This window comes from Flavobacterium sp. JP2137 (assembly GCF_050562195.1).
Taxonomy (GTDB): Bacteria; Bacteroidota; Bacteroidia; order Flavobacteriales; family Flavobacteriaceae; genus Flavobacterium.
The window spans coordinates 3,258,089-3,284,283 of sequence record NZ_CP191647.1 but is presented as its reverse complement, the minus strand read 5'-3'; the positions used below and the strand labels follow the sequence as shown (position 1 = coordinate 3,284,283).

Here is a 26,195-nt window from a genome sequence, read left to right as displayed (position 1 = left end):
GTGCTAGCTGCTCCTAAAGCGGAATTTGAGCTGCAATTCCCCCTAGTGCCAATCCAAATGTGGTTTGTCTCAATTCTCCCTTTGTGATTAAAGACCTGTCGAGCACTAACGGTGGTAGTCAACTTGTCTCTTACGAATGGGATTTTGGTGACGGGAACGTTTCCTACGAGAAAAATCCTTTACACAGCTATAACAGTCAGGGCAATTATACGATTAAACTCAAAGTGACCAATGAGTGTAATTGCAGCAGTACGTATGAGTTGAATATTGCAGTGGATAAATCCACCGCTTCTGTAATTACTTGTCCTACGGTGTCGTGCGAGGCTTCGGTTCAAACTTATGAGGTGGAGTCGAATTGCGGCGGATCTTGGTTTGTCGAAGGAGGAGAAATTGTAGAAGAGAGCAGCAATTCGATAAAAGTGTTGTGGAACCAAGTCGATGCCGAGGGTTTCGGATTTGTAAGCTTTATCAGCGACTGCGGATGTAGAAACTGGACTACGGTAAAAATCCCCCTCATTCAAAGTAAAGGAACCATCAAAGGAAATCCCACTGCTTGCGTGGGTAGACAACAGCGGTTTGCACTACCACAATGGCCTACTACCGATTTTCAATGGGAAGTAATCCCTTTGGATGGGGGGCAGGGCACTTTAACTCAAGTAGACCAACGAAATGAAATTGTGTTTGGTTCCAGTGAGGCCGGCCGCTATCTGCTGGTATGTAATTACACCAATACCATGCTAAAGTGTGGCGGTAGAGCGGAAATCGAAATAGAGGTGGTAGATGTACCTCAAATTGAAGGACCTACGTCCTTATGTAGTAACGTAACAGCAGTGGCATACCGTTCACATCTAAATGTTGAATTGTTCTGGCAGGTAAGAAGCGGAAATACCCTAGTGTATTCCCATACGGGTACTACTTTAGATTGGGAAAATCCAGAAGCAGGGGTTTATACCATCACAGCAACCAATGAAAACTATTGTACGAGCGCTCCGCTTGTGGTTGAAGTGAACGAAATACCCGATATATCCGAAGTACCCTTAATAGGCGATAAAATGATTTGTCCAGGGGCTCCTTATTTGTACAGCATTGTAAATGAGAATCATAATTTTACTTTCTTATGGGAAGTGAGCAACGGTCAAATTCACGGATCCCCTTATGGCAACGAAGCCAGTATCTCGTTTAATGATCTGAATCCCAATCGTGATACGTCGTATATTATTACGGTCTGGAAGGTTTCATTAAATAACGAGCAATGCAAATCAGAAGCTAAAACCTTTGAAATATTTCCGATAAATCCTGTGGCTAGATTTGAAAATGTGGAAAATACCACATTTTTCTGTCCGAGTGCTTATTCCAATTTCACCGTGAATTTTGAGCACGATTTAGTGCCCGATTATATGTTTTGGGAAGCTGTTCCTAGTAATTTTGCGAATATAGTTGAAGGACAAGGAACACCTAATGTAAAAGTAAGTTGGAATGAGATTTCGGACTCGAGTTCGGGCTATTTGCGATTAGTGATCAGAAAATGTGATCGGATTTATGAGTTTAGCCATCCCATTACGCTAGCGGAAGCACCTACATTTACTTGGTTAAATCCTGAGCCTTTAGATTTGTGTGTGAAAAATTATTTTCTAGTCACACTCCAATCCAGTACCAATTTGGTAGGAGGGCAGGTATCGTGGGACTTAAACGATGGTTCGGAGCCTACTTTGCCCGCAGATATCTCCGGTACGAGTATAGTGAGTCCGCCTTTGCGATATTTAAGCGAAATCACCGACGACGTACAACGTATGGTAACTGCAATTATTATCGATCCCAACGGATGTCGTACGGAAATCAAAGTGGATTTAGCAATCAATTTACATCCGCTTCCAGCCAGTGCCGTTTCACCAGGTGGAATTATTTACTTTTGCGCCGACCGAAACTATACCAAAACGCTTTATGCGTCGTCTCAATTGGATATATCTCCTCAAAATATCGTGTGGTACAAAGATGATGTAAACACAATTATAGGTTATGGCCCTACTTATACGGTAACGGGAAGTCCTGCCCAGTCTGGTGCTGGTCGCTATTTTGTTAAAATGACTAGTGATAGTGGTTGTGTGAGCTTTTCAGCAGCTACCCGTATTCTTGAGGAATGTGGCGAACCCTGTGAGTTAACCAACCAAAATGTTTCTATAAGCGGTAGACAGTCTTGCAATACTTTCGTCTTTAATGGATCCTTTACCGGCACGCCTTATTCCGTTTCTTGGAGTGGCTCGGAGCACTTGGAGCGCTTACCAGAATATACTGATCATACCATTACATTTACAACTAAAATCCCCGGTTTACATATAGTCAATTACATTGTTACTTATTTGGTTAATGGTGTAAAGTGTTCAAAAATTGCGACTTATGAGTTTTTTAAACCTTACGAAGCTAAATTTAAGTACAGTATGTCTTGCCTTGGAACTAACAATACCAGAGATGTAACTCTGATTGACAATTCCATTTATGCCGATAGGAATAATGTGACTTATATCTATAAGAAAAATGGTGTAGTAGCTTATTCAGGACCAATCGAAGAATATACTTTCCAGAATTTAGCGCCGGGATTCTATGATTTTACCGTGGAACTGAGAAATGGAAGTGCATATATCTGTAGTGAAACTAAGAGAGTGGAAGTTAAAGGACGTCCGAATCCGATTTTTACCGTGATTCATCAACCACAATGTATAGAAAATCCATTTTTATTGACTCCGAATGTAGTGGATCCGGAATACGAGTACACTTGGGAATTTAATAATACCTCCATCCGAATACCCAATGCTGTAATCAATTTGCCCATTGAAAATGTAGAATACTACATCAAGTTAACGGTAGCAGATCGCTATGGTTGTTCCATGTCTTCGACTCAAGGCCCCTTTGTTTCTCATAAAGCGAGTTTTCCACCGTCACGTGTGTCGCCTAGTTCATCCACTTTTTGCGGGGGTGGGAGTATTGATTTATCCGTGGACGTATCGGGACCAATTCAGCCCACAGCCTATCAATGGATGGATGGTCCTAATCAGATTGTAGGAGCTACAGCAGCTCATTTTGAAGCCACGCAAACCGGAAATTATTGGGCTGTTTTATACGATGCCAACGGTTGTGGTTTTTACGAAACCATTTCAGCAGGAGTGATTTCTAAAGCACCTCCAATGGCAACAGTCACTAAACCGTCCGCAACTTGTTCGGGTAGTCCGATTAAAATCGGTGCTACGGTAACCGATCCCTTGGCCTTGCGCCAATGGATTCGAAACGGTACTATCCTTTACGATTACAATATCGCGACTCCTTTGGAATTGGAAGAGTACTTGCCAGAGGGCGATTATGTTTATGTGTTCAATGTGCTCGATCCTAACAATGCCGATTGTCAAGAAAATAAAACCATTGAATTTACCGTTACTCCGCCGCCTCAAACGCCTAACATTTGGTTTAGCGTAATACAATGTAGTCCTTATAAAGTTCAACTAAATGTTGATGAAGCGCCTAACAATACGTACGTATGGAGCAATGGTATGGTGGGAAGTGTAATTGAAGTGAATGATGGTGGACCTTATCGCGTGCGCATAATCGGCGAAAATGGTTGTGAAGCGACCCAGCACATTCAAGTTCCGAAACACAGCGATGTTTATATGTGGGTGGTTCCCACAGGTTGTATTGATATATGTGCAACTAAGGATCCCGTGTGGTTTACCATTTTAGGACCTTTGCCTTTCTTCACCAAACACGATTGGATTAGGAATGATTCGGCTGTTCAATCGGGGAGTTATAGCCCTGTTAATCCTTTAAACGTCGGTGCCGAAGGAGCGTACTCTTTAAATTTATTTCAGGAGGTATGCGAATCGAGTTCTAAAGTACTTAACGTGACTGCCTCTGGTAATGATTGTGGTCACTGTAAGGTTGATATCCAAAGTAAAGAGAGCTATGTGCGTTATAAATCTCCTTATTCGTATATCGAATTCGACCTTATAATAGGAAATGCTACGGGAGAATATGTCCAATATAGTTTTGAAAATCCTGAAAATGAGGGTGTTTTTGTTCCCAATAGCATCGGGTTGCAACCGGGCGAATATCAAACGCTACAAGGGGTGCGATTTATTCCTTTTGATTCAAATTACAATCAAAGCAGTACTACCTTACAAGTATTGGTTCGCGTAAATGGTAAAATAGTGTGCGACTGGAATTACTTAACCCTCGATTTTTCATCGGTCACTCAAAGGAGACCGGGAGAAACAACTCCAGAAAATGTGGTAACCACAGCTAAGTTATCGCCAAATCCAACGCAAGGAGAGTCGGTATTGTATTATGAAACCACCTTGGTGTCCGCAGAGGCCGATATTGTGGTAGAAGTATTTGATATGCTCGGAAAACGACACTGGAGTGGCAAGGCTACAACCTCTAACGGTCAAGTCGCTATACCGGCTTATCGCTTGGTGACCGGGAAATATATGGTCGTCTTACACGTAAACGGCCAAAGGACCTATCAACATATACTAATCAAAAACTAAAGTATAAATTATTTAAATTTTAAGAGCTGTCTCAAAAGGACAGCTCTTTTTTGTGATGTATATGGCGAAACGAACAGTTAATCCTCCAAAAAATGCCAATACAGTTCTTCATTGCCAATTTGCACAATTTTGGGCAATAGTGTTTTGGGCGTTTCTTTGGTGATGCTTTTAAAGTGTTTGATGTAATGCGACTGGTCATAATACATGGTATACAAGGCGATATCGGTTAAATTGACCAACTCTTGCTGCTGAACGGCATAATTTAAAGAGTTGCGAAACATAACCATTTTTTTATACGATTCGATACTGGCAAAAGTGTGCTTTTTAAACAGGCGCAATAAGGTTTTCCGACTAAAGGCACTGCGCTTTTCGAGCTCGTCGACTTTGATTGTTCCATTGGAAAGCACTATATCTCGAATCGCCCGATGAAGAAAATCTTCTTTAAAAGGACGCCAGACCGACAGCAAGGCCTGCTCAATGATGTCTAACTGCTGTGCGGGAGGCATGCTTTTACACAAGGGCGACAAATGCCGGTTAAATTTTTCGCTTAAAACAATTTCCTGAAACGGTTGCGACATCAATTGGTTTAAGGGGTGGTCGATAAAGTGATTGAATCCCAACGGATAAAAGACAATACCTATCTTATAAAAAGCCCCCTCCATAAATACCTGCATTTTATCGTTGAGGTTGATGCTGTAAATCAAGGTAAATCCACTGGCATCCAAGGCAGGTTTAATTCGGGAGCTCTTGCCTTGCATATCTATGGTGATTTCGCTGCCTTGATAAATCGTTAAGGCGTGTAGGTAGTTGGGATAGAAAAAAAAGGTTTTGTTGTATTCCTCGCTGTGAGAAACGTGGAAATAGTAGTAGGCAACCTGTTTCTGCAACAGCTCGTTTTTGGGTTTTAGCGTAATGAGATAGTCGGGCTGTTCCATCGGTTAAATATAGAGATTAAATGGAGTTTAAACAAGGGCGTCCACCAAAGCACGTTTGTTTTTTGTAGTTTTGAACTTAAAAGCGGAAATGTAATTTAAGGAGGACTGATTTCTCTTAAATAATTCGATCCCACAAAGAGGTACTGCACAAATACAAGCCTGACCTCCTAATCTAGGGGCATTACTAATCCCGATGAGGTATTCCATTGTAGCGCCGTAAACCCACACAACCGCTTCAAAGAGTATGCGCCGATGTTTCTTTGCTTGTTGCGATGAATTCACTACGCTTTTTAAAAGGGTAAACAACGTATAAAAACAATCGTATTATTGTATATGGGATATATTACCGCTAAAAAAGGTGTATTTGTCACACTAAGGGATTGGTCTCCCCACTTGGAAATGAATCGAGGAAGATACTATTCTAGTTTTGGTCGAGCAAAATGTTGTAAAAAAGGGCAATTTCTTTTTAGCTCTCTTTTTTGTCAATATAAATCTTCAATTTGCGTAATAATACTTAGGGGTAGCTGCGGCAAATATATTTTCACCTCTAACGACGGAATTGCCAAAACCTTCTTTTTCGAGCAGCGATTTTGTTTTCGGATCAAATACATAAATGTTGCGATCCAATAAACGTTTCGATGAAAAAGCACGTGATACGCTATGATCGGTAATCCATATATCATAGCGACCATCGGTGCTAAAATGGCTGTTTTTTTCCAACGGAACATCAAATGTAAAAGTCAGTTTGATGTGATTGTTATCAGGAACTACCCGGTTTTGAATAAGCTGATTGAACTTACGGGCCATATTTTGGAGTGCTTTATCTGGTTTTTTCCCCAATACCATAACGCCAACGTTTGTTGTGCTATATTGAGCTATAGAAAAATAGATAAATGGAAGTTCCGCATATTCAAACAACGACTCGTCATGCTGTACGAGTTCATACGTGAATTGATTCTTAGAAGAGATTTCTAGATGGTCAACCACGTGATATTTGGGAATCAATTGGTCGTTGTAATGATAATGAATGCTGTCTCGATGAGCAGTAATTGTCTTTACTAACATTTCGGTTCTTTTTTCAAAGAAAAACCGATTGGTAATCTCCCAGTTGGCAATGTTTTTTTTCACTATGACCAGATGGTCTTTAGTCCTTTGATATTCGTAGACGTATCCCCATAAAGTATTGGGAATAACCAGGCCTTTTTTATCCAACCGATGGTGAATTTCTCGGACGAGATATCCCGTTTGAGAATCGTATACAAACAGTGTTCTTCTTCCTGGAAAAACATCAAAAGCAACACTCGTCGCTATAAACTGGACCCCTATCGGGGCTTTAAAATTTTCCAGTAACCAATAATTGGAATTTGAAACCTCATTTGCCGCGGCCGACAGATGGAATTTTACCGCCAAATCGTAGTTGTACATAGGTTCATAAATCGAAACGACGCGTTGACCTAGAACCTCCTGTCCGGAGAATCCTAAAAAAAACAGGCAAAAGACTTTACAAATACAAACGACTGATTTCATCTGGTGGAGGGGTTGTTTGACTGATTATTACAAAAATATGGTGAGTTTATTGAAAGGAGTATAAACAATCTTTTATAAACGGTTGTGAATATACTGTTTTTTGCGCTTTGATTAAATCGTTTTAAAAAACTATTTTGACCATAGACGCACCCACGCTTCGAAGAATTTTTTAATGCAACGATTAAGGCTTTTAGAACAGCCGTAAAAGAGGTCGATTCTCCTTGCACTAGCGCAGGGATGATTTTGGCGTAAAACACAGCTTAGGGTATAGTTCCAATTTTAAGCTGCTGCAAACGAAAAAATCGGATAAGCTTTTGAGTTATCCGATTTTGGTTCAGTATATTTCTGCTTATTCTAAATGGATTGGATCACCTCCTGCTGTTCAAAACGGGATTTTGGCGAGACTGCTGGATGCGCCCAATCATGTATATCGGCATAACCTACGGCAACGGCAAAGAGCGGTGTATAGTCGTCTTTTGGCAATATCTTTTTATAGGCTTCCCGGTTAATACCCTCCATAGGTGTAGCGTCGAGTCCGACACTTATACAAGCACTCAAAAAGTATCCTAAGGAAAGATAAACCTGATGTTCCATCCACGATTTTGTTGCGACATCTCCATTCGATTTGATCATTGGTTCATAAAATCCAGTTCTCCATGCTTCGGGCAGTATGGAAATATTGCGTTTCTCAAAATGTTCGATATCGTCCATTACACTGAACACGATTAAAAGATCGACATCGTTTATCGAAGACTCGTTCATATAGGATAGTGCCGCCAATTCTCTTTTTACCGTTTGGTTTGTGACAAAAGTAAACTTCCACGGTTGACTGTTGATCGACGACGGACTCAATCGTAGGATTTCTTTGAGCTCCTCAATTTGTTCGGTCGTCATTTTTTTGGTTGTATCGTACTTTTTGGTCGCGTATCGGCGTTTGGCTAGGTCTAAAAAACTCATATTTATCGATTTTAAATTCATACTATACTTTTTACTGTAGCAAAACTAAGTATAGTATATTATCTTTGCAATAACGGTCAAAATGGATAGTAACAGATGTATAGTATAGATGATAAGCAATTTCCTTGTAGCACAAGCTTGACAATGAAGTATATAGGAGGTAAGTGGAAGGCGGTAATTCTCATTCATTTAATCGAAAAAAAACGATATAGTGAATTGCGACGGGAATGTAAAGTCATTACGGAACGAACTTTAAGCTTGCAACTCAAAGAATTAGAAACCGATGGATTAATAACTCGAACGGTGCATACGAGTAAACCTCCATTAAGGGTTGAATATGAATTGACTGAATTTGGTAAGACACTTATTCCTTTGCTAAAATCCATCGCAGCCTGGGGAACTACAACCGCGCGTACCCATTTGCGGATCAAGGTGGTGGATTAAATTGAAAACGGCTTATTGCCACAGTTACTTAGACACTGTCCAAAAAATGGTGTAAACTGTTAAAAATGATTGGGGTTATTTATAAATCGAGTCGTTTTTTTTGGTTTTGATTAGCAGTTAGTAAAAGTCAACTTCTTCGACTTCACCACAAACCAAAGCGAATTTACGCATAGGCGAATCGGCATTTATCGCTATTTGTGTAATTATCAATGCCATAGGTTTTCGCCATAATCTGTTTAGTCCGACATAGATTTAAAATAAAAAAGTCCCGATAAAGCAGGACTGATTCTTCTTGTTTTTACTATTTAGAGGGATACATTTTCGGCTTGACTTAGAGCCGTTGGAATTTGACTCAATATTTCATTGTCCATCGTTATAATAACATAATCCATTCCCTTGTCCGAAAATCCCTTTAAAACCTTAAAATAGTCACCTATAACGTAATCTAATTTCTTTGAATAAATCAGCACGGTGGTCATGTTTTCGTTGTTAAAATTAAATTCTGTACCATCTGCAACCCTTTTGAAGCGAATTTTAGAGTAATCATGTCCTTTTCTTAGATGCTTCTTCACATTCTCAATATCCAAATTATTCAAAGCTAATCCGCAGACTTTCTTATTCCATTTTCTTCTTCCATCTAAAATTTCAGCACTAGTCGAAAGATTACCCGCTACAAAGGCCAATACAGATTCATGAAAAACGGAGGCTAATTTAAAGAGTGAGGTTTCCTTTGAGATGTATACAATTTTACTGCTATCGACTTCCCATATATTAACGATATGATCAACATATTCTTTAGGAGTGTCTTTAATTTCCATTCCTTGACCAAATAGAATAATGGGAAATAGAAATATAATAATTTTTAAAACTTTATTCATAAAAAAAAATTAATAGATACTTCATACTCCTTTGTTTTTAGCACAACACCAAAAGAAACAATAAAAGCTTCATACTTCTTTGTTTTTAGCACAACACCAAAAGAAACAATAAAAGCTTAATGCCAGCTAATATAGTATTGTTTTCTTTATAACATTTAATTTCATATAATTAACATTGGGTAATGCAATATAATTAAAAATATAATACCAAAGTCAAAACAATTAAATATAAAAACCATCCATTTCAAATATTTTACAATAGAAGCATCAGTACTACTGCGGATTCTTTTAATGCAAAGTTTAAAGCCTTTCGAACACAATTTTAGAGGGGTAAGAGATATCGATTTCTTACTCTATAGTTTAGTACCCGTTTTGCTTAAAACACAATTTTTGGTCTTAATCGCTTGTTTTATTTTGGAAAAAAGAGTAGTTTATACCTACTTTCGTATGCTTTATAAATAAGGCCTTTTGCAGTTTTTAAATGTTGTGCGCACCTTATTGACCGAGTCTTAAATCTATGATTTTTAACAGATGAACATTTTAATATATAATAAAGGTAAGTAATTTTATTTTAAAGGTGATTTGTAAAGAGCACTATATTCAAAATCAATTATTTATTGAATATGAGGTGTCCTAAAAAGGAGAAGCCTACATTTTGTTCGTATAAAAATTAGTTCACTAGAATCAATAAAGCCATTTCAGAAATTTGAAAAGGCTTTTTATAGTTAGCATTTAAAAAGATATGAGTGTTACTTAAAAAAGTTCAAAATACTTTTTCTAAAAAGTAAGTAGTTAAATTATTTCATATAGTTATACTCATAGTTAATCAATTTATTTTGCTTGGAGTCCAATATGTTTTTTAAACGGTAAAAAGGATCGTATTCATAAGTGGTTTTTTGCCCCATGGGATCGGTTTGTGTACTAATTCCGATCAGGGGTTGATAAGTATAAGTATACACATTGGCATAAACCAGTGTTTTTCTCAAATTATTGATGGCTGTCATCGAAGTTTCACTTAGATTGTTCAGTTGGATCTCGGTGATACCGAATTTACTCAGTACCGCGCTTAGGGTGGTGTTTTCAATTTTGGCAATAGGTAAACTCTGGCTGTGCCCCCATAAAAAAACCACGGTGAGTCCGCCAGCAAGTTCTACCTCTAAAGGATTTCCTTTGGCGTCGTATTTTTTGTACACTACAGTGTTTTCGGAGGCTCCAGCATCGGGAATTAAGTGAAGCTCTTCATTTGGCATTTTTACAACACTTTGGCATAAAACTAAAGAGATTTAAAAATTTTCATTCTCATCAGGAATTGGGAAGTAATTAGAAATGTTTTTATGTATAAGAAACATTAGCAAATTATTTTCTCTTGAATTTCTATTCTGCTTCTCCAGTTATCCAAATACTTCATAATAGAATATGTGTTTTGCATACAAGTGATAAGACATGCATAGATACCACCAGGTCCAATAGCTTAAATTCAAAATCATCAATTGATGTATTTCTATCTATCTTTAATTAATTGACCTAGTTCTATTTCGTGCAAAATTGTTATTAGTGTTTAGAAGGCTCTCATGAAGTTATTCATTTGCTGTAATCGTATTTTTTTATTAGAGTCAAACATAACCAATTACTGCATACAGCGTTTAATATTAATAGTGCTCTTTACTATTAGTGGTAAGATGCGATACTTCAAAGTTTTTGGCTCCTATTATTACAACAAAAAAGATATTGAGAATCCTTTTTAAGAAGAAAGATAGAGGGGGACGAATGTACCTAATAAGTTCCTTCGCTGGCTTATCATTTAAAAAATGTTTAAATATTCAGTGTTAATTGTCTTTAAAAATTAATGTATTTTTATGCTATATTTGCTATATTTAATAAAGAATATCATTATGGATGACTTGGTTTTGGTAATAATTGACGATGAGCCGAAAATTCGTGAATTATTGAAAGCATACATCATACGCATTTATCCTGAACGTAGTTTTGAAATACATTTATGTAATTCTGTTAAAACCGGTGTTGAGGCTATTAAAGCTTATTTGCCAGATTTGGTTTTTTTGGATATTGAAATGCCAGAAGCAAATGGTTTTGAGTTGTTCCAGCATGTAAATAAAGAACGTTTTGAAGTTGTTTTTACAACGGCATATGCGGAATATATGGATAAATCAGTTAATGAGATTGGTTGTTTTGCATATTTGGTTAAACCGGTTGAACGTGAAAAGTTGAAAATTATTTTTGAGCGTTACATTGAAATGAAGAAGAATAAACAATTTCTCAAATTAATTCATACTACAAACAATAGGCGTAACATAGTTTCTTTAAGTGATATACTTTATTGTAAAGCGTTTGGCAGTTATTGTGAGATTTTTACAACAACGGATAAGTTTTTACAAACGAGGTCCCTAAAAGAGGTTGAGCATCGGTTACCTAAAGAATCCTTTATTAGAATACATAATTCTTATGTGGTAAATATAAATCAAGTAAGAAGTTATAGTAAACAACATAAAAACGTCGAACTTAAAGAAATAAGTACAGAAAACCTGCAGCATATTCCAGTTTCAGCTACTTATAAAGAGAAAATAGAAAGATTTATTTTATGAAGTGCTTCCCTATAGTACTTTTTTTACTTTTTTTTCAGTACCATTTTGCACAATCCACAGACACTAAAATATATAATTCTAATAATGGGTTAATTTCTAACTATGTCTCTAAAGTTTTTGTAGATTCAAAAGACGATTTATGGGTAGGAACGCGTGCGGGCCTTGCCAAAAAGGTAATGAATCGGTTTGAACAGGAACCCAATTCCATACTTTATAAATTTAACAACATATTTGATATTTTAGAAGATGATGAAAATGGAATGTGGATTGCTGGCTATGGCCAGGGTGTACTTTATTTTCACAATAATCAGTCTAAGTTAATTGATGTAAAGAGTGGATTGATAAGTAACCAAGTAAGAACTTTATATAGTACAGGTGGTAAAATCTACGCAGGAACACAAAATGGTGTGTCGATTATATCTACGAAAGATTTATCGATAAAGAATCCTAAATTTAGCCAAAATAAATCCTATTTTTTTGAAGTAAGTAGTTTTTTTCGAACGCAGAAAAAGTTTACGCGACTACAATTAATGATGGTATATACGAAGTAACCGATAAAGAACTTGTAAAGGTTTCTGATATAAAAAAAATATTCTCTTCCTTTGTTCGTGAAAGTTCTGTCTTATTAGGAACTGCAAATGGCTTGTTGCAAGTAGACCAATCCTCTTTTAAGATAATTAAAAATTATCCACTATTAAATGTTTTGGCTTTTCAGAAAATTGGAGATGCAGTTTTTTTGACAGCATCTGGTTTTTTTGATACTGGAGGAGGACTGTATGAGCTTAAAAGTGCAAAAATCGTAAACAAAACAAGTGAGCTTGGTATAAAGGAAAATGATTTGAAAACAGTAGCTTATCATAAGACCAATCAGTTTATTTATGTAGGTACAAAACAAAATGGAATTTTTCAAATCAATATAAACCCACCTGTTAGACATCAAAAAGACTTAGGTACCGTTTATTGTTTAAATACGCAAGACCAAAAACAATTTGTATTTCATAATCAAGGGTTCTCTGTTTTTTCTAAAAATGAAGTAATCAAACATCTTTCTTTGGCTAAATTTAAAAAATTTCAAAAAGAAAATTATCAGAGGTTTGCCGATAAAACTACTATAAAAGAGCACTTTTATCCAATCGATTATGATACACCTTCTGATAAGATCAAGTTTTATCAGTCACTACTATATAAGAATAAAATTTGGGTTTCTTCTAATATTGGTATGTTTGAACTCAGTCTGTCTGGAGAGATTTTAAGCTACCATCCAGTTCATGTCTATTCATTTACCTTTTTCAAAGATAAGTTAGTAACAGCGGTACCTTATGCAGGAGTACGTATTTTTCATAATATTTACAAAATGGATTATAGTTATTTTCACGATTGGGGGAATAACAAAATCCCAACGGAAGTGGTAGCCATAACCCAAACCGATGAAGCAATATATTTCGCTACAGCTTTAAATGGAGTTTATGAGTTCAAAGACAATAAGTTTCGGTCGTGGACACTAGAAGGATCATTTGATGAAAAAAAAATTAAAAGAATCGTAGCATTTAATCAATATGAATTAATTGTTGTTACGGATTTTAATGATGTTTTTATTTTAAATACTAAGTTTTCTGAACCTAAAATTGTAAAGCAATTTTCCCATCAAATGATAAAGGGAAGTAGTACCAATTTTGTAAATAGTATCCAAGATGTTATTTATATCGGAACTAATGAAGGTATAAACGTCTTTTATAATAAAAAGTGGTTTTTTATAGACCAAGAACAAGGGTTGACTAATACAAATAGTTATAGCGCAGTAAGTAGTAACGAGCATTTATATCTAGGAACAAGTGAGGGGTTTTTTGAGCTTAGTAATGATTATTTTGTAAAAAAAAGGGAAGATAATACCCGCGTTATCCTATCAAAAATAAAAGTAAATAGCGTAGTAAAAGAAATAAACACAGCTCAAATTACCTCACCTAAATTAAATCTTCCCTACAACCAAAATAATGTTATTATTGATTTTATTGCCCAACATAATAAATACCCAAATAAGCTGCATTTTAAATATCGTTTAAAAAAATCGGAACCTTGGATTGATATTTTTGATGAAAACCGCTTGATTTTGAATTATTTAAAGGATGACATTTATAACATTCAAATATTAGTCACAAATCTAGATACAGGTATAGTTCAAATTCAGAACCTTGTAGAGTTAACTGTTAATCCTCCATTTTATACTACATGGTTTTTTGCTCTTGGCTGTTTAGTTTTCTTCTCACTTGCTATAATTTTTATTTATAAACTGCGAATCTCTTATTTGAAACGTCGTCAAGTTGAAGAACTGAACATGATTAAATTACAAAATGAACAGGAAAAAACCCAATTATTATTTGATAAACAACTTTCTGATGTAAAGTTACAAGCGTTGCAGAGTCAGATGAATTCACATTTTTTATTTAATGTCTTAAGTTCTATTCAGTATTATATTATATGTAAAGATATCGATCAGGCGCTTTATTATTTAGAGCGTTTTGCGGTCTTAATTCGAACAACATTAGACTATTCGGAAAGGAAAGAAATCTGCTTATCGCAAGAAATTGAATACCTTCAACATTATATAGAAATCGAGAATCTTCGAGCAGAATACTCGATTGTTTTTTCAATAATTGTGAGTCCTGAAATAAATTTGGATGAAATTTTTATTACTCCTATGCTACTACAGCCATTTGTCGAGAATGCGATTGTACATGGTTTTACATCTACTATTATTAAACCAATAATTACGCTAGAAATTCAACAATTAACGGATTCAATACGTCTAATTCTTAGTGATAACGGAACAGGATATCAAGTTAAAAAGAATAAAACACACCAATCTAAAGGAATCTCTATAATACAAAAGCGGTTGGATTTAAGTAAAAAAAATCTTCAAAATTCCTTGAAGATTGATACCTCCACTAATGGTACTGTAGTTACTATTGAAATATAAACACTTTTTTGACTTTGTTTTTAGAGGTCCTTTTGCACTGGGAATTTCATTCACTTTCTCCCAAATATCTATTTGACATATTTTAAAATTTGTGCTTTTGAATATAAAAAAATAGATTCACAAGGTAAATATAGTCATCTAGAAAGTTTTCTATTGCTTTTGGATAAGCTCTGATTACTTTCACTTCTTTAAACAAATAATGGCGTGTTTCTTCGTATTAGGTAACTGTAATCTTATATTTCTAGTAATTAATTTAGGGATGTATCGCGATAATTATTAATACAAATTTCAGCTATTTCATGTAATTTTTTTAAAAGCAATAATGTGATGTTATGGGGCTATATAAGGTAACGGTTATTAGAAAAGTCGCGTTAGTAAATCAGCAGGTTATTGAAAATGGAATGGAAGTGAGTTTTAGTTCATTTATACCGCCCTGGAGTGATAACAACGGTAAGCCTATAAATGATGCTTTTATGCGTGTTTACGGTATCGATTTAAAAGCACATAATGTTTTGAGTCCAGGATTTTTAGAAGTGACAGAAATTAAATAACAATATAAATATTATGGATAGTAATATAACGGTAAAAGAAATATCAACATTAGAAGAAGTAACTTCATATTTAAATGGACTGCAAGAAGGTGCGTCTTATTCTTTGGAAACTACCATTAAAGCCCAATTAGAAGTGATTAGCTTTATTCAATCACCAACTTTGGTTGATACTACGTTTGATTCTTTGATTCTATTTTTAAAAAGGTCTTTGGAAGGCGCCGAGTCTCTAAAAGAACAAAATAATTTGAGAGATCATTTTTCGCGTATGATTCAAAACTATATTTTCTTTTTTAATGCTCGTTTGCAATTAGAAATAAATTCTAATAAAGAAGAAGCTATCAAACTATTTCACCAAGCAGGAGAAATGTTAAGCAAAACCATAACTGATATTGTGCTTATGGCAGCACCTGGCGGACAATTAAAAGGTGCTAAAGTAGCAGGTGTTGTAGTTAAAAATTTTTTTTCAAAAGATAATAATGCATCAGAAGGCTTTTTGGTGAGCTTAATAAATTGGTGGCGAAAGGATAAAATTATTGCTGAAAAAAGAAACGAATTCTATAAAACCCTTAATTCTATGTTCTTTAAGTTAGGTAAACATAACGATTTGATAGGAACTTCTTTTTTAATTAATGGAGTAATTATTAATTATGTCTCTGAGTTATCTGACTATTTTTTTATAAACGATTTAAATGAGGTAAAAGCACGTATCAAAGAATATGAGAATAAAATTGAAAAACAACCTATATTATTTAGCGAAGGAGGAATTACAGCGACTACGTTCGGAATAGGAATAGTCACTATAGTAATACGGTGGATATGGAGTCTTATCACTGCTGTTAGTACTGCTGTAGTTGATGCTTTTTCTGATGAAAAATCCACATCTACTAATGAAAGTTGGTTTTTATCACACTTTTTTTTAGTCATAATAATAACAGCTTTAGTGGAATTGTTGTTTGTTATGAAAAGTTTATCGAAAAGAAAAGAATATGAAAATGCTATTGAACAAGAAAAAGATAAATACCAAAAAATTCTATCGGAGAAAAAACAATATGCAGAACAATTAAATGATATAGCAAGAAAGTTTGAAGAGTAATAATATTCATAAATAACAATTAAAAAATGGGGTAGGCTTATATTTTTTAATGAAGCTAGAGTACTATTTAATTTTATTAAGTTTTAAATTTTATATATATGAAACAGCATGTAAATTATGAACAAGAGGGATTTTGGGGGGACTTTTTAGGAGGTTTCTTAGGAGGATTAGCAGATTCTTTAGGTGGAGATGATGATGATGGAGATGATGATGATTAGTTTAGAGAGTGTAACACAAACTGTGTCATCTCCTTTTTCTTAGCTCTGGGACTTAAGTCCCAGAGCTAAGAAAAAGGAGAATCTTTACGGCAGTAGCCTATCCCCAAATTTAATATAAAGCTGCGACATAGTCAAACCCCAATTGTGAACACTTTTTTGACTTTGTTTTTAGTGATCCCTTTCCGCTGGAAATTTCATTCACTTTCTCCTAAATATCTATTTGACATATTTTAAAATTTGTGCTTTTGAATATAAAAAAATCGATTCACAAGGTAAATATAGTCATCTAGAAAGTTTTCTATTGCTTTTGAATAAGCTCTGATTACTTTCACTTCTTTAAACAAATAATAGCGTGTTTCTTCGTATTAGATAACTGTAATCTTATATTTCTAGTAATTAATTTAGGGATGTATCGCGATAATTATTAATACAAATTTCAGCTATTTCATGTAATTTTTTTAAAAGCAATAATGTGATGTTATGGGGCTATATAAGTTTTACAAAATTTTAATCTACTGTATTTCATAAAACAACAATACTAAGCACAATATTTACTAACCACACTATAATTAAATATGAAAGAAACAATTGACCCGAATAGATCTTATAATCGAACAGAAATAGACAAAGTCTTTGAGAAGATAAAAGCAGAAAAGCACAAAGAAGCTCTTGCAAGAGGTCAGGCAAAATATAACGACAATAAAGCATTGTGTCAAGATGGCTATAGTGGTACTGAATTAAGAGGTGGTGATGCATACGAATATGATCACGTAAGGTCGGCAGAAGAAATTTACAATAAATACAAGGGAACTCATTCTGATAAACAAATTGCGCAAATTGTTAATCACCCCTCAAATATCAAAGCTACGAGTACAGATATTAATAGGTTTAAGGGAAAATACAAATTTGAAGACAAATTAAAAAATGAAGCAAGAGTTAAAGAATTAGGGATAAATTCAAATCTTGTCAAAAAGGCGCTTAAAAAAGCTGATTTAAATATGTCGATTAAAGCTGATAAGTTATCCGGAGGTTTTTTTAATGTAATATCTGCCTTTTTTAAAAGTATTATTGTTTTTATTTTTAGCTTTTGGAAATTTATCTTAATAGCAATTACAGCTATTTTACTCATCGTATTATTTTTGAAACTGTATGAGCTATATGGCAATTCTCGAGGGAATGTTAGTACAGAAAAGAAAACAGAGTTGAAAGAGGTTCAAAAAACTAAAGTTAACACTACAGATGCTACTAATACTGATTCGAAAATTACATTAAGTTTTGCAAAACCTTTAGACGATCTAACCAAATCAGTAACTAATATTTCGGTGTTTAATTCCATTTTAGAAAACGAAAATACAATACCTGTGATAGGTGTATTGTTCGAGTATAATTCAACTACTATTTCCGCAAATGGAAAAGCGGTGTTAACAAGGTTTTCGAATGAATATAAAAAATTAGATACTCCAATTAGGATAATTATCGAAGGTTTTACTTGTACGATTGGTTCAAAAGAGTCTAATGAAAATCTAGGTAAGGAAAGAGCTGATAATCTAAAGGCAGAATTAATCGGGTTAGGTATTTCTGAAGATGCTATAACTGTGAAAGGAATTGGTCTACAGAACTTTGTTTCAACGGACAACATAGATAATGATTTGGTTTTGAACCGAAGAAGTAATGTGACAATATTGGCTATAGAATAATACTTTGGCTAGTTAATAGCACTTACCCAAAAAACGTAGTTTTGTGTTCAAAAAACAATTCTATGGGTAATGAAACATTAATTTTTTAAATCTTCACCTGAATGTGAATTCATGTTTTATGGGGAGTGTAACACCCTCTTTATCGACAATTTTGGATTGATAAAATTTATTTTTGGGACTGTCTCATAAACCCAAGTATTTTTGACTTACACACTTTATGAGACAGTTGCCTCCAATGATTGTTTGAGCTAATAGCCTTAAATCTACCTTTGTGATTTGATTTTCCATGATAGTTGCTTTTTAGGTTAAGCAACTAAGGTAAAGTAGTTACTAAAAGGTTGAAATAATAGGAAGGTAAAAAGCAGACTTGGCTTTAAACGTACATTTATAGAACTTAGTAGTTGGTAAAAGATTATTATTAGCTCCTTTGATCTACTATTATTTTTAACTCAGCTTGTAATTGAGTAATTAGTTTTATCAGTACTTCTGTTTTTTCTGTATCAAAATTTATAAGTCGTTGATGTAACACTCTATAGTAATCTAATAAAGAAAAAAACTTGCTACCGAATTTATCAAATAAGTATTGATACTTATTTAAGTCAGTATTCACATTTACACAAAGCAACCATAAAGAGTAGCTAGATAAGTAATTAGGTAAGTACGATAAATGAGCTAATATATATGTTCTACAAAATGACATAAAATAAAGTGATAGTAGATAAGGAATACTTTGCTTGCATTCTTGGTTCTTTTTTAGTTTCTGTAGATTCTTTAGTAGTTCTTTAGTAGTATTATTAGTAACAGAATTATAATAGTATAGATCAATATATAAGGATGCGTGAGGGACTAACCAATGTAATGATGCATTGTATTTACTTGATGAATAAATCTTGTTCTTATTTTTTATAATATTAGCAAAGAAGTCTTGTGAGCTATATAATTCTGTTTGAATCCATATTTTAGTATGGGCTATAATAACAAAGTTCGTTTGCTTATTAAACTTATCTTGTAAACTTGATTCCAAGTTCTTAATCTGTTCATTCGCGAATTTATCTCCTATGATAAGAAGATAGTAAATAGTTTGACTACCAAGAGTTAACCTCTTATACATATAAATTTCTTCTATACGCTGATTCTGATTTAAGCATCTTTCAATGATGATATCATTAAAAGTTTCTTGTTTATTTAGTTCTATAGTTACCTCTGCAACAATAGGCTTAATTGTCTGGTGTTTGATTAAACGTTTTAAAGTCTTAAAACGGTCTTGAATAAAATTATGAAGTGCGTTTTCAACCTTCTCAAAAGCGTCAAAGCATTCATCGTAATAGATTTCTCTTTGTTCTTCTATCGCTTCTTTTACTCTGTTTATTAAAGCAATAAGGTAATATTCCTCTTCGTTTCTCTTAAGAAATAAACTTTCAATCTCTGGATTAAACTTGCTGATTACTATTATTCGTTGATGGAGAATACTGCTTGAACTGATATGCCCTACATATAGTTCTTCTAAATATTTCAGATGTAATTCTAATAAACGTTCGTAAAGGAGAAATACACTTGAAATAGCATCTAAAGACTTATACTTATTGATCTCAGAACTTAAAAGACTATGATCTTGAAAATATCTCTTCTTATAAATATTGTACTGATTATTAAATTCTTTGAAACCTCTTGTAGTAAGTTTATCAAAATCAATTCCTTCTTGCTGATAAATTAGATGCTCTTCTTGGTAGATGAGCTCTATTAGTGGGTAACTATGCTCAAACTTATATCTCAAAGAATTATAGTCAAATAACAATACAATGATACCATAGTTCTTAAATAGTTTTTTAATTCCTTTACGGTTGGCTATTGTATCAATATCACTTCTATTGCTTAGATGTATAAGTAAATAGGAAGTCATCTCTATAGTGTTACTACAATAGTAAATCTCTAATACAGAAGGAAACTCTGTAATAATCTGTTTAAGCTGGTTACTTAAATAGTCATTGGTTGTAATAATTGTTGATTTCATAATTATTGAGTTTTTTTGATTTGATTAAAATTCAATAGAACTCATTGAGTAAACTATTCTACCTACAAGTATAATATTCTCATTATGGGATATTTTACAAGATAATTTTATAACTTTACGATTCATTGTTTTTTAATCTTTGGCTTTCTTTTGAGCCTGCTTAATTCTGCTAATCAATTATGGAACATAAAATACATCAAGGAAGAAATGTAAAGCGTTTTAGAGAAATGCTTGGAATCAAACAAGAAGTTCTTGCCTTTGATTTGGGTGAAGATTGGAATCAAAAGAAAATATCTGTTTTAGAACAGAAAGAAGTAATTGATAATTCACTGTTACAACAGATTTCTAAAGTACTTAAAATACCCGTTGAAGCGATTGAGAATTTTGATGAACAGCAAGCGATTAATATAATATCAAGTACATTTAATGATATTAATTATAATCCTATTTTCAATAATAGTCCTATTGATGCAATTGTGAAGCTTCACGAAGAAAAGATTGCTTTGTATGAGCGTATGCTTAAAGAGAAAGAAGAAATGATGAATCGTTTAGAAAAGTTGATTCAAAGTAAGTAGACATAAGTTTATATCGTATATAATAGAAAAAAGGTAGAATTACTGTGAAGGGTATTCTACCTTTTCCGTTTTAGAGGCACTGTCTCGAGGGATCATATCCATAACAAATAGTTTTTTAGTTATTTTAAAATTGTTCTTTTAGGTGCTTCATTTCGATAGGCTTCATGGTAAATATACTGTCTATTACTTTTAGTAATATATTTAGACCCAGATACGTTTTTTTTCAAAAACAGAGTGTCTTTATTTGAGCTATAAAATGCAAATTTTGGATTTTCTGTATAAATCTGTTGAAAATTTTTAAAAATAAAAAATTTAGATGTGTAAATATCTGCTGAACTAGAATTTCTACTATATGTGATTATAATATTACCCGAAAAAAAATTTCTTTGAAGAATTGTACCAGAATCAATAATCGAATATCGTTCTATTAATAATCTTTTTGCAGAAATTTTATTAGAAAAAGGTGAATTCTTTTCTTTAATAGATGAAATGATGGTTTCTATTATCATCTCAGTGGAAACACCACAGGCATAGACAGGAATAGTAATTGTATATGGTCCCAGAAATAAAAAAGAAGATGGAAGTAGAAGAAAAAAACCATAAGTGTAGATGCCTCTTAATCTTCTGTAAATTAGAGAAATAATCTGTGTTTTGATGCCTAGTATTTTTTCATTCGTATTTTTGTAGTCTATAGAAATAAGAAAGCGATCGAGAACAAAAATGACAATGGCATTTATTATAAACATTCCATAAAACCATCGAAATTCCCAACCTAATAATGCACAGATTAAAAAGTAATAAATGCTAGCAAAAACTACTACTATTATACCATATTTTCTGATAGTTGGATAATCTCGGGTAAAACGATAGTTATCTGTACTTGTCGTAAGGATTTCTTTTCTTTTTCTAATTTTACGGGAATAAAAAAAAGAAACAAAAAAAAATATCCATGTTATTAAAATTAAACTATAAATAATCATAAACTATTATAATAATTGATTTAGTAAAAGCCATAAATAGGGCATTGAGAGGTTCTTTTTTTTTAATAATGAAATTATAATACCTCTACAAAATCAGACCAGTTGTTTAATTGAAAAGTATTAAATTTAAACAATTGTAAGTTATGAAAAAAAGTAGACGTAAATTCGATTCATCTTTCAAAGCTCACGTCGTTATCGAGGCCTTGAAAGAACGTGAAAGCCTAAGTGAACTCGCTGTTCGTTTTGAACTTCACCCCAATCAAATCTCCCAATAATTACAAAGAATACTTGTTTGCTGTCCCAAATATTTAATAAACTAAAGTCGTTGTAAAAACGATCGGCAACTATAACGCTTCCTTTTAGTAATGGAATGTCGTAGGCCCCTTTATTATCAGCTGTTTTACCATTAGTAATATTGATATAAGCAGGTAAATTTCCATCAAAGTCAAGCAATGTGTGCATTTTAACTGCTCCTTTATTGGTCTTGTATTTTGCCCAATCAAAGATGCTTAAACACAGCGATATTGTTGTGGAGTGTAATAACAGGATTTTTGACTTGCTTAAACTTGGGATACTGTCCTAAACTTTCAAGCAAAGCAAAATAGTACGCTTTAAAAAGCTCGTGGGATCTGTTTTTGTTCTGATAACTTACGGATGATTTAGATGGTGCTTTGTCTATACCAAGGTGATTTAGATTTCCAGTAGCTGAACGAAGTCCATTACTAATATCGCGAACAGATTTACTACGTGCAAAATGACAAAATAACATAGAGATAAGATGACTCCAACTGTTAAATCCTTTGTTGTGCTTGTCTGTCTGTTTCTCTTTTACAAGTTTTTTGAATTTTGAGCGATCAAGCTTTGCTATTATTTGTGAAAACAGTGTTATATTTACCATCAAGAGAGTGTTTTTTTGGTGTCCAACTCAAAGATAATTTGAGATCCTTAATTTACTCTCTTTTTTTATGCGTTTTTTTGAACGTTTAGGACGCTATTGATTCTAAATTTAAAAAACGATTGTTAAAGTTGTTTTATATCTAACAATTTATTGGTGCAATGAACTTCTTTCTTTTGCTTTGAAATTTTTAAACCTATTTTTGTTATAAATAATAAACAAAAAATAAAGACCAATAAATTAAATAAATTGGGAATATTAATATGGAATATATAACTCCCAAAATCAAATAAATTAATATAGCCTTGTGATGATAATAAATTATTAATTCCAATTATAAAACTTACCACAATGGTGGTAGATGTTATTAAATAAATAAAATCATTTAGAGCTATTTTATAATCGATTTTCGCAATAAATGATTGAAATATATTAATTTTTTTGCCATAATATAGTAAGCTAATATAACTCGTAAACGAGAGGTTTTTAGGGAGTTTTTCTTCCTTGCTTTTAAAATAATTTTCGTCAAAATATCGAATTATAAAATAGAAAATTACAATAATAACTACTTCAGAAATTATTAAAGCTTCCCACCGCAAATTAAACTTTCGAACTAAAATATTCATTTCTCCAGAAAGATCACCATTCCTAGAAATGTACGTTGTTATCATATCGAAAGTTCTTGCTAATATTAAAAATAGCAATAATTTATTTTTTTCTATCAACTTCAGTAATTTATTACAAAAGGAAATATAACAAATGTTATATTTCCTTTTGATTTTTAATACATTATAAGGTTACGGTCTTCCGTATTCACATGATTGTATATTCCGGTGAAAGTGCACCACCATTCCGACAAAGTACACCAGTTAGACTACCTCTTATAAATAATCATGTACTTCACTGATATTATCAAATTTACTAAATTTTTCTTGTTCTTAGAGATTTTCCTTTTAAAGTTAATCGATGTGCAGAAGCTGTCAATCTGTCAAGTATCGCATCAGCTAAAGTTGGCTCATCAATAAAGTTGTACCAATTCTCAATAGGTAGTTGAGAAGTTATTATTGTACAGCTCTTTCCATAGCGATCTTCAAGTATATCAAGCAGAGTTAATCTAGCATCTGGAGTTAAAGGTTTGAGTCCAAAATCGTCAAGGATTAATAGGTGTTGATTAGAGATATACTTAATCCATTTAAGGTAAGTACCATCTAATCTTGTCTGAGCTAAGTTCTCGATGAAGTTACTCATACTAAAATAGGCTGTTTTGTAACCTAACATACAAGCCGATCTGCCTATAGCACAAGCTAAGAAGCTTTTACCACACCCCGTAGCACCTGTAATGAGTATGTTTTCAGATTTTTCTAAAAAAAGGGTATCAGAAAGTCTTAATACTTGTTCTCTTGTAAGTCCGCGCTCTTCATTGCATATGATCTGTTCAGGTAAAGCATTATAACGCAATTTACTTGCTTTTAAAAGCCTCTTGGTTTTAGTCTCCTCCCTATATTCTATTTCAGCCTGTGCCATATTAGCTAATAGTTCATGAATGTTTTGTTGCTCGTGAATCGGTAGTTGACAAGCCGCTTGGTAACGATTAGCCATAGCTGTAAGTCGTAGATTTTTCAGTTGTTCTACTGTTTTGTCTGTGTTCATAATATTATATATTTAAAAAGGTTTTATTTATATGCTTCTGCTCCACGTAGGTTTTCGTGTTCAGGTATTTTCTTAAACTCTATTTCAGCGTCTTCTATCATATCCATGTTATTATCAAGGATGTTTTTTAGCACGCTATAATTGAAACGCACTCCTATTAAAGCTCTTGTGCAAGCTTTTTCAATGCGTTGTGGATGGGATTTAGCTAAACGCAGGATACCTAAGCAAATTTGATAAGTATGATCAACATTAGGTTTGCTATCTAAAACTTTTTGAAAATACAATGCTGTATTTGAACCATATTCAGAAGCTACTTTTAAATAGTGATTCGCATCCCAAGTTTGGCTTTCTAAGAACGCTTGATGATTATTTGGGCGATGGGAAAGCTCTGTAGTAAAGTGGTTCTTTGAATAATTTCTTATATGTGCTGCAATTCGTTCATTGCCAAAATAGATTTCAACATAGTCCGTACAGTAGATGATTCGCACTTGTTTGCCTATATAACGATAAGGAACACTATAGTAATGCCAATCTTCTCCCAGTACTATATGGTAATTCTTTTGAACTTTTGCTTGAGTATAGTTTTTAGACACATAAGGAGTTAATGGGAGTACTTGTAAAGTTTGTTTTTCTTGTGTTTCAAATAATTCTTGACGACTAAAAGTTTTCTTTTGAAAGTTGAGTAAATGGTGATCTTTTATTTTTTCAAGTATACTCTTATTCAAAGATTTTAAAGAATAGAACTCTTCATTTCTGAGTTTAGCATACACCCGTCTGTAGGTAATTTTAACCATATTCTCCACGGAAGCCTTATCTTTTGGTTGATAGGGTCTTGCAGCTAATAGATTTATGTTGTTGTGATTAGCCCATTGCACTAGTGTTTCATTAAACTCTGGTTCATAGCGATTTCCCTTCTTAACCCACTGTTTCATATTATCAGAGATAATGGATTTTGAAGTTCCTCCAAAGCTAGCCAGTCCATTATTCAAGGCTTTTATTATTTGTGGTACAGTTGCATCTACAAGAGCTTCTACATAGGCTAATCCACTAAATGGTAGAATCATTACCAATACAGGACAAGATATTATTTCTCCAGTAGATCTATCTATATAAGTTAATTTGTCTCCCGCAAAGTCTACTTCAATTAATTCCCCTGGCTCATGGTTAACGCTTAATGTAGCTCCTTTTATCTTTGAAAACTCACTCAGAATTTCACAAAAACGAGAGTATTTAAAGCCTTCAGGATTTTCTAGAATATACTCTTGCCATAACAAATATTTAGTAACACCTATTTTTTTCAATTCTATCAAAAAATAAGAATATACAGATTCTAAATGAATTCTACGCTGATTATCTAAAATGGAGTCTTTTTCTATTAAAACTAAACATTGAGCTAAATCACTATCTTCCATAGATACTAGCTCTGCTAATGAATAATTAGTTTGTTGTGCTAGCTCTAAATAGGACGCTATAGTTCGACGATTTATACCTGTTTGCAGAGCTATATTTCTTTGTGAAACGCCTCTGTCTAAAAACAACAGTACTTGCTTTATTTTGTGCATAGGAAGAGTTTTATTAGCCATATTTAGAATAATTTTAGGGTTAAAAACATATCCTAAATTAGCTTAATTAATATTTTATACTCTTCAGTGGTGTACTTTGATTTGGAATAAGT

At 33.4% G+C, this 26,195-nt stretch carries 21 protein-coding genes and 1 pseudogene; 10 read left to right on the top strand and 12 right to left on the bottom strand.

The annotated features are described in order from the left end of the window. Positions 1–35 precede the first annotated feature (35 nt). Positions 36–4,532 (top strand): PKD domain-containing protein, encoded by a 4,497-nt coding sequence (locus tag ACQZ43_RS14500; RefSeq protein WP_430615692.1) that lies wholly within the window; start codon positions 36–38, stop codon positions 4,530–4,532. Between the two features lie 77 nt (positions 4,533–4,609). On the opposite strand, the gene ACQZ43_RS14495 is transcribed toward ACQZ43_RS14500, so the two are convergent. From ACQZ43_RS14495 to ACQZ43_RS14485, 3 genes are all read right to left on the bottom strand, one after another. Continuing rightward, positions 4,610–5,467, bottom strand: coding sequence for a helix-turn-helix domain-containing protein (locus ACQZ43_RS14495; protein ID WP_430613402.1), 858 nt, complete (start codon positions 5,465–5,467; stop codon positions 4,610–4,612). A 495-nt stretch (positions 5,468–5,962) separates the two neighbouring features. Further along, positions 5,963–6,994 (bottom strand): hypothetical protein, encoded by a 1,032-nt coding sequence (locus ACQZ43_RS14490; RefSeq protein ID WP_430613401.1) that lies wholly within the window; start codon positions 6,992–6,994, stop codon positions 5,963–5,965. Positions 6,995–7,348: 354 nt separating this feature from the next. Further along, the gene (locus ACQZ43_RS14485) at positions 7,349–7,951 is read right to left on the bottom strand and encodes an NAD(P)H-dependent oxidoreductase (protein WP_430613400.1); all 603 of its coding nucleotides are present in this window, start codon (positions 7,949–7,951) and stop codon (positions 7,349–7,351) included. A 96-nt stretch (positions 7,952–8,047) separates the two neighbouring features. Between ACQZ43_RS14485 and ACQZ43_RS14480 the strand changes: the two genes are divergently transcribed. Beyond that, positions 8,048–8,395, top strand: coding sequence for a winged helix-turn-helix transcriptional regulator (locus tag ACQZ43_RS14480; RefSeq protein WP_430613399.1), 348 nt, complete (start codon positions 8,048–8,050; stop codon positions 8,393–8,395). A 305-nt stretch (positions 8,396–8,700) separates the two neighbouring features. Here ACQZ43_RS14480 and ACQZ43_RS14475 read toward each other — a convergent pair whose 3' ends face one another. Continuing rightward, on the bottom strand, positions 8,701–9,273 hold the full coding sequence (locus ACQZ43_RS14475) for a hypothetical protein (protein WP_430613398.1): 573 nt from the start codon (positions 9,271–9,273) through the stop codon (positions 8,701–8,703). Positions 9,274–10,070: 797 nt separating this feature from the next. Beyond that, a complete protein-coding gene (locus ACQZ43_RS14470; protein WP_430613397.1) occupies positions 10,071–10,523 on the bottom strand; it encodes a hypothetical protein in 453 nt (150 codons plus the stop codon). A gap of 642 nt (positions 10,524–11,165) precedes the next feature. On the opposite strand from ACQZ43_RS14470, the gene ACQZ43_RS14465 reads away from it, so the two are divergent. The 6 genes from ACQZ43_RS14465 (at position 11,166) to ACQZ43_RS14440 (ending at position 18,409) form a co-directional block, all read left to right on the top strand. Further along, entirely contained in the window at positions 11,166–11,876 is a 711-nt protein-coding gene (locus ACQZ43_RS14465) for a LytR/AlgR family response regulator transcription factor (protein ID WP_430613396.1), read from the top strand. Next, the gene (locus ACQZ43_RS14460) at positions 11,873–12,427 is read left to right on the top strand and encodes a two-component regulator propeller domain-containing protein (protein WP_430613395.1); all 555 of its coding nucleotides are present in this window, start codon (positions 11,873–11,875) and stop codon (positions 12,425–12,427) included. Before ACQZ43_RS14465 ends, ACQZ43_RS14460 begins: the two co-directional genes overlap by 4 nt. A gap of 152 nt (positions 12,428–12,579) precedes the next feature. Then, positions 12,580–14,850 (top strand): sensor histidine kinase, encoded by a 2,271-nt coding sequence (locus ACQZ43_RS14455; RefSeq protein ID WP_430613394.1) that lies wholly within the window; start codon positions 12,580–12,582, stop codon positions 14,848–14,850. Positions 14,851–15,182: 332 nt separating this feature from the next. Further along, complete coding sequence (locus ACQZ43_RS14450; RefSeq protein ID WP_430613393.1) at positions 15,183–15,401, top strand: DUF6140 family protein; 219 nt, start codon at positions 15,183–15,185, stop codon at positions 15,399–15,401. 13 nt (positions 15,402–15,414) lie between these two features. Continuing rightward, complete coding sequence (locus ACQZ43_RS14445) at positions 15,415–16,494, top strand: hypothetical protein (RefSeq protein WP_430613392.1); 1,080 nt, start codon at positions 15,415–15,417, stop codon at positions 16,492–16,494. A gap of 793 nt (positions 16,495–17,287) precedes the next feature. Further along, a complete protein-coding gene (locus ACQZ43_RS14440; protein ID WP_430613391.1) occupies positions 17,288–18,409 on the top strand; it encodes an OmpA family protein in 1,122 nt (373 codons plus the stop codon). A gap of 418 nt (positions 18,410–18,827) precedes the next feature. Here ACQZ43_RS14440 and ACQZ43_RS14435 read toward each other — a convergent pair whose 3' ends face one another. Then, positions 18,828–20,420, bottom strand: a complete 1,593-nt coding sequence (locus ACQZ43_RS14435; protein WP_430613390.1) for a hypothetical protein — start codon at positions 20,418–20,420, stop codon at positions 18,828–18,830. A gap of 179 nt (positions 20,421–20,599) precedes the next feature. On the opposite strand from ACQZ43_RS14435, the gene ACQZ43_RS14430 reads away from it, so the two are divergent. Further along, positions 20,600–20,995: a helix-turn-helix domain-containing protein gene (locus ACQZ43_RS14430; protein ID WP_039329157.1), complete on the top strand. Its 396-nt coding sequence runs from the start codon at positions 20,600–20,602 to the stop codon at positions 20,993–20,995. Positions 20,996–21,114: 119 nt separating this feature from the next. On the opposite strand, the gene ACQZ43_RS14425 is transcribed toward ACQZ43_RS14430, so the two are convergent. Further along, on the bottom strand, positions 21,115–21,975 hold the full coding sequence (locus ACQZ43_RS14425) for a hypothetical protein (protein WP_430613389.1): 861 nt from the start codon (positions 21,973–21,975) through the stop codon (positions 21,115–21,117). Positions 21,976–22,118: 143 nt separating this feature from the next. On the opposite strand from ACQZ43_RS14425, the pseudogene ACQZ43_RS14420 reads away from it, so the two are divergent. Further along, a pseudogene (locus ACQZ43_RS14420) lies at positions 22,119–22,187 on the top strand (hypothetical protein); the annotation flags it as partial. On the opposite strand, the gene ACQZ43_RS14415 reads toward ACQZ43_RS14420, so the two are convergent. From ACQZ43_RS14415 to istA, 5 genes are all read right to left on the bottom strand, one after another. Next, the gene (locus ACQZ43_RS14415; protein WP_430615690.1) at positions 22,168–22,482 is read right to left on the bottom strand and encodes a transposase; all 315 of its coding nucleotides are present in this window, start codon (positions 22,480–22,482) and stop codon (positions 22,168–22,170) included. The pseudogene ACQZ43_RS14420 and the gene ACQZ43_RS14415 overlap by 20 nt on opposite strands. Then, complete coding sequence (locus ACQZ43_RS14410; protein ID WP_430613388.1) at positions 22,475–22,873, bottom strand: DUF4372 domain-containing protein; 399 nt, start codon at positions 22,871–22,873, stop codon at positions 22,475–22,477. Before ACQZ43_RS14410 ends, ACQZ43_RS14415 begins: the two co-directional genes overlap by 8 nt. Before the next feature lie 122 nt (positions 22,874–22,995). Beyond that, positions 22,996–23,595, bottom strand: coding sequence for a hypothetical protein (locus tag ACQZ43_RS14405; protein ID WP_430613387.1), 600 nt, complete (start codon positions 23,593–23,595; stop codon positions 22,996–22,998). A 196-nt stretch (positions 23,596–23,791) separates the two neighbouring features. After that, complete coding sequence (gene istB / locus ACQZ43_RS14400; protein WP_430613386.1) at positions 23,792–24,520, bottom strand: IS21-like element helper ATPase IstB; 729 nt, start codon at positions 24,518–24,520, stop codon at positions 23,792–23,794. A gap of 23 nt (positions 24,521–24,543) precedes the next feature. Next, positions 24,544–26,103, bottom strand: coding sequence for an IS21 family transposase (istA, locus tag ACQZ43_RS14395; protein ID WP_430613385.1), 1,560 nt, complete (start codon positions 26,101–26,103; stop codon positions 24,544–24,546). Between the last annotated feature and the right edge of the window lie 92 nt (positions 26,104–26,195).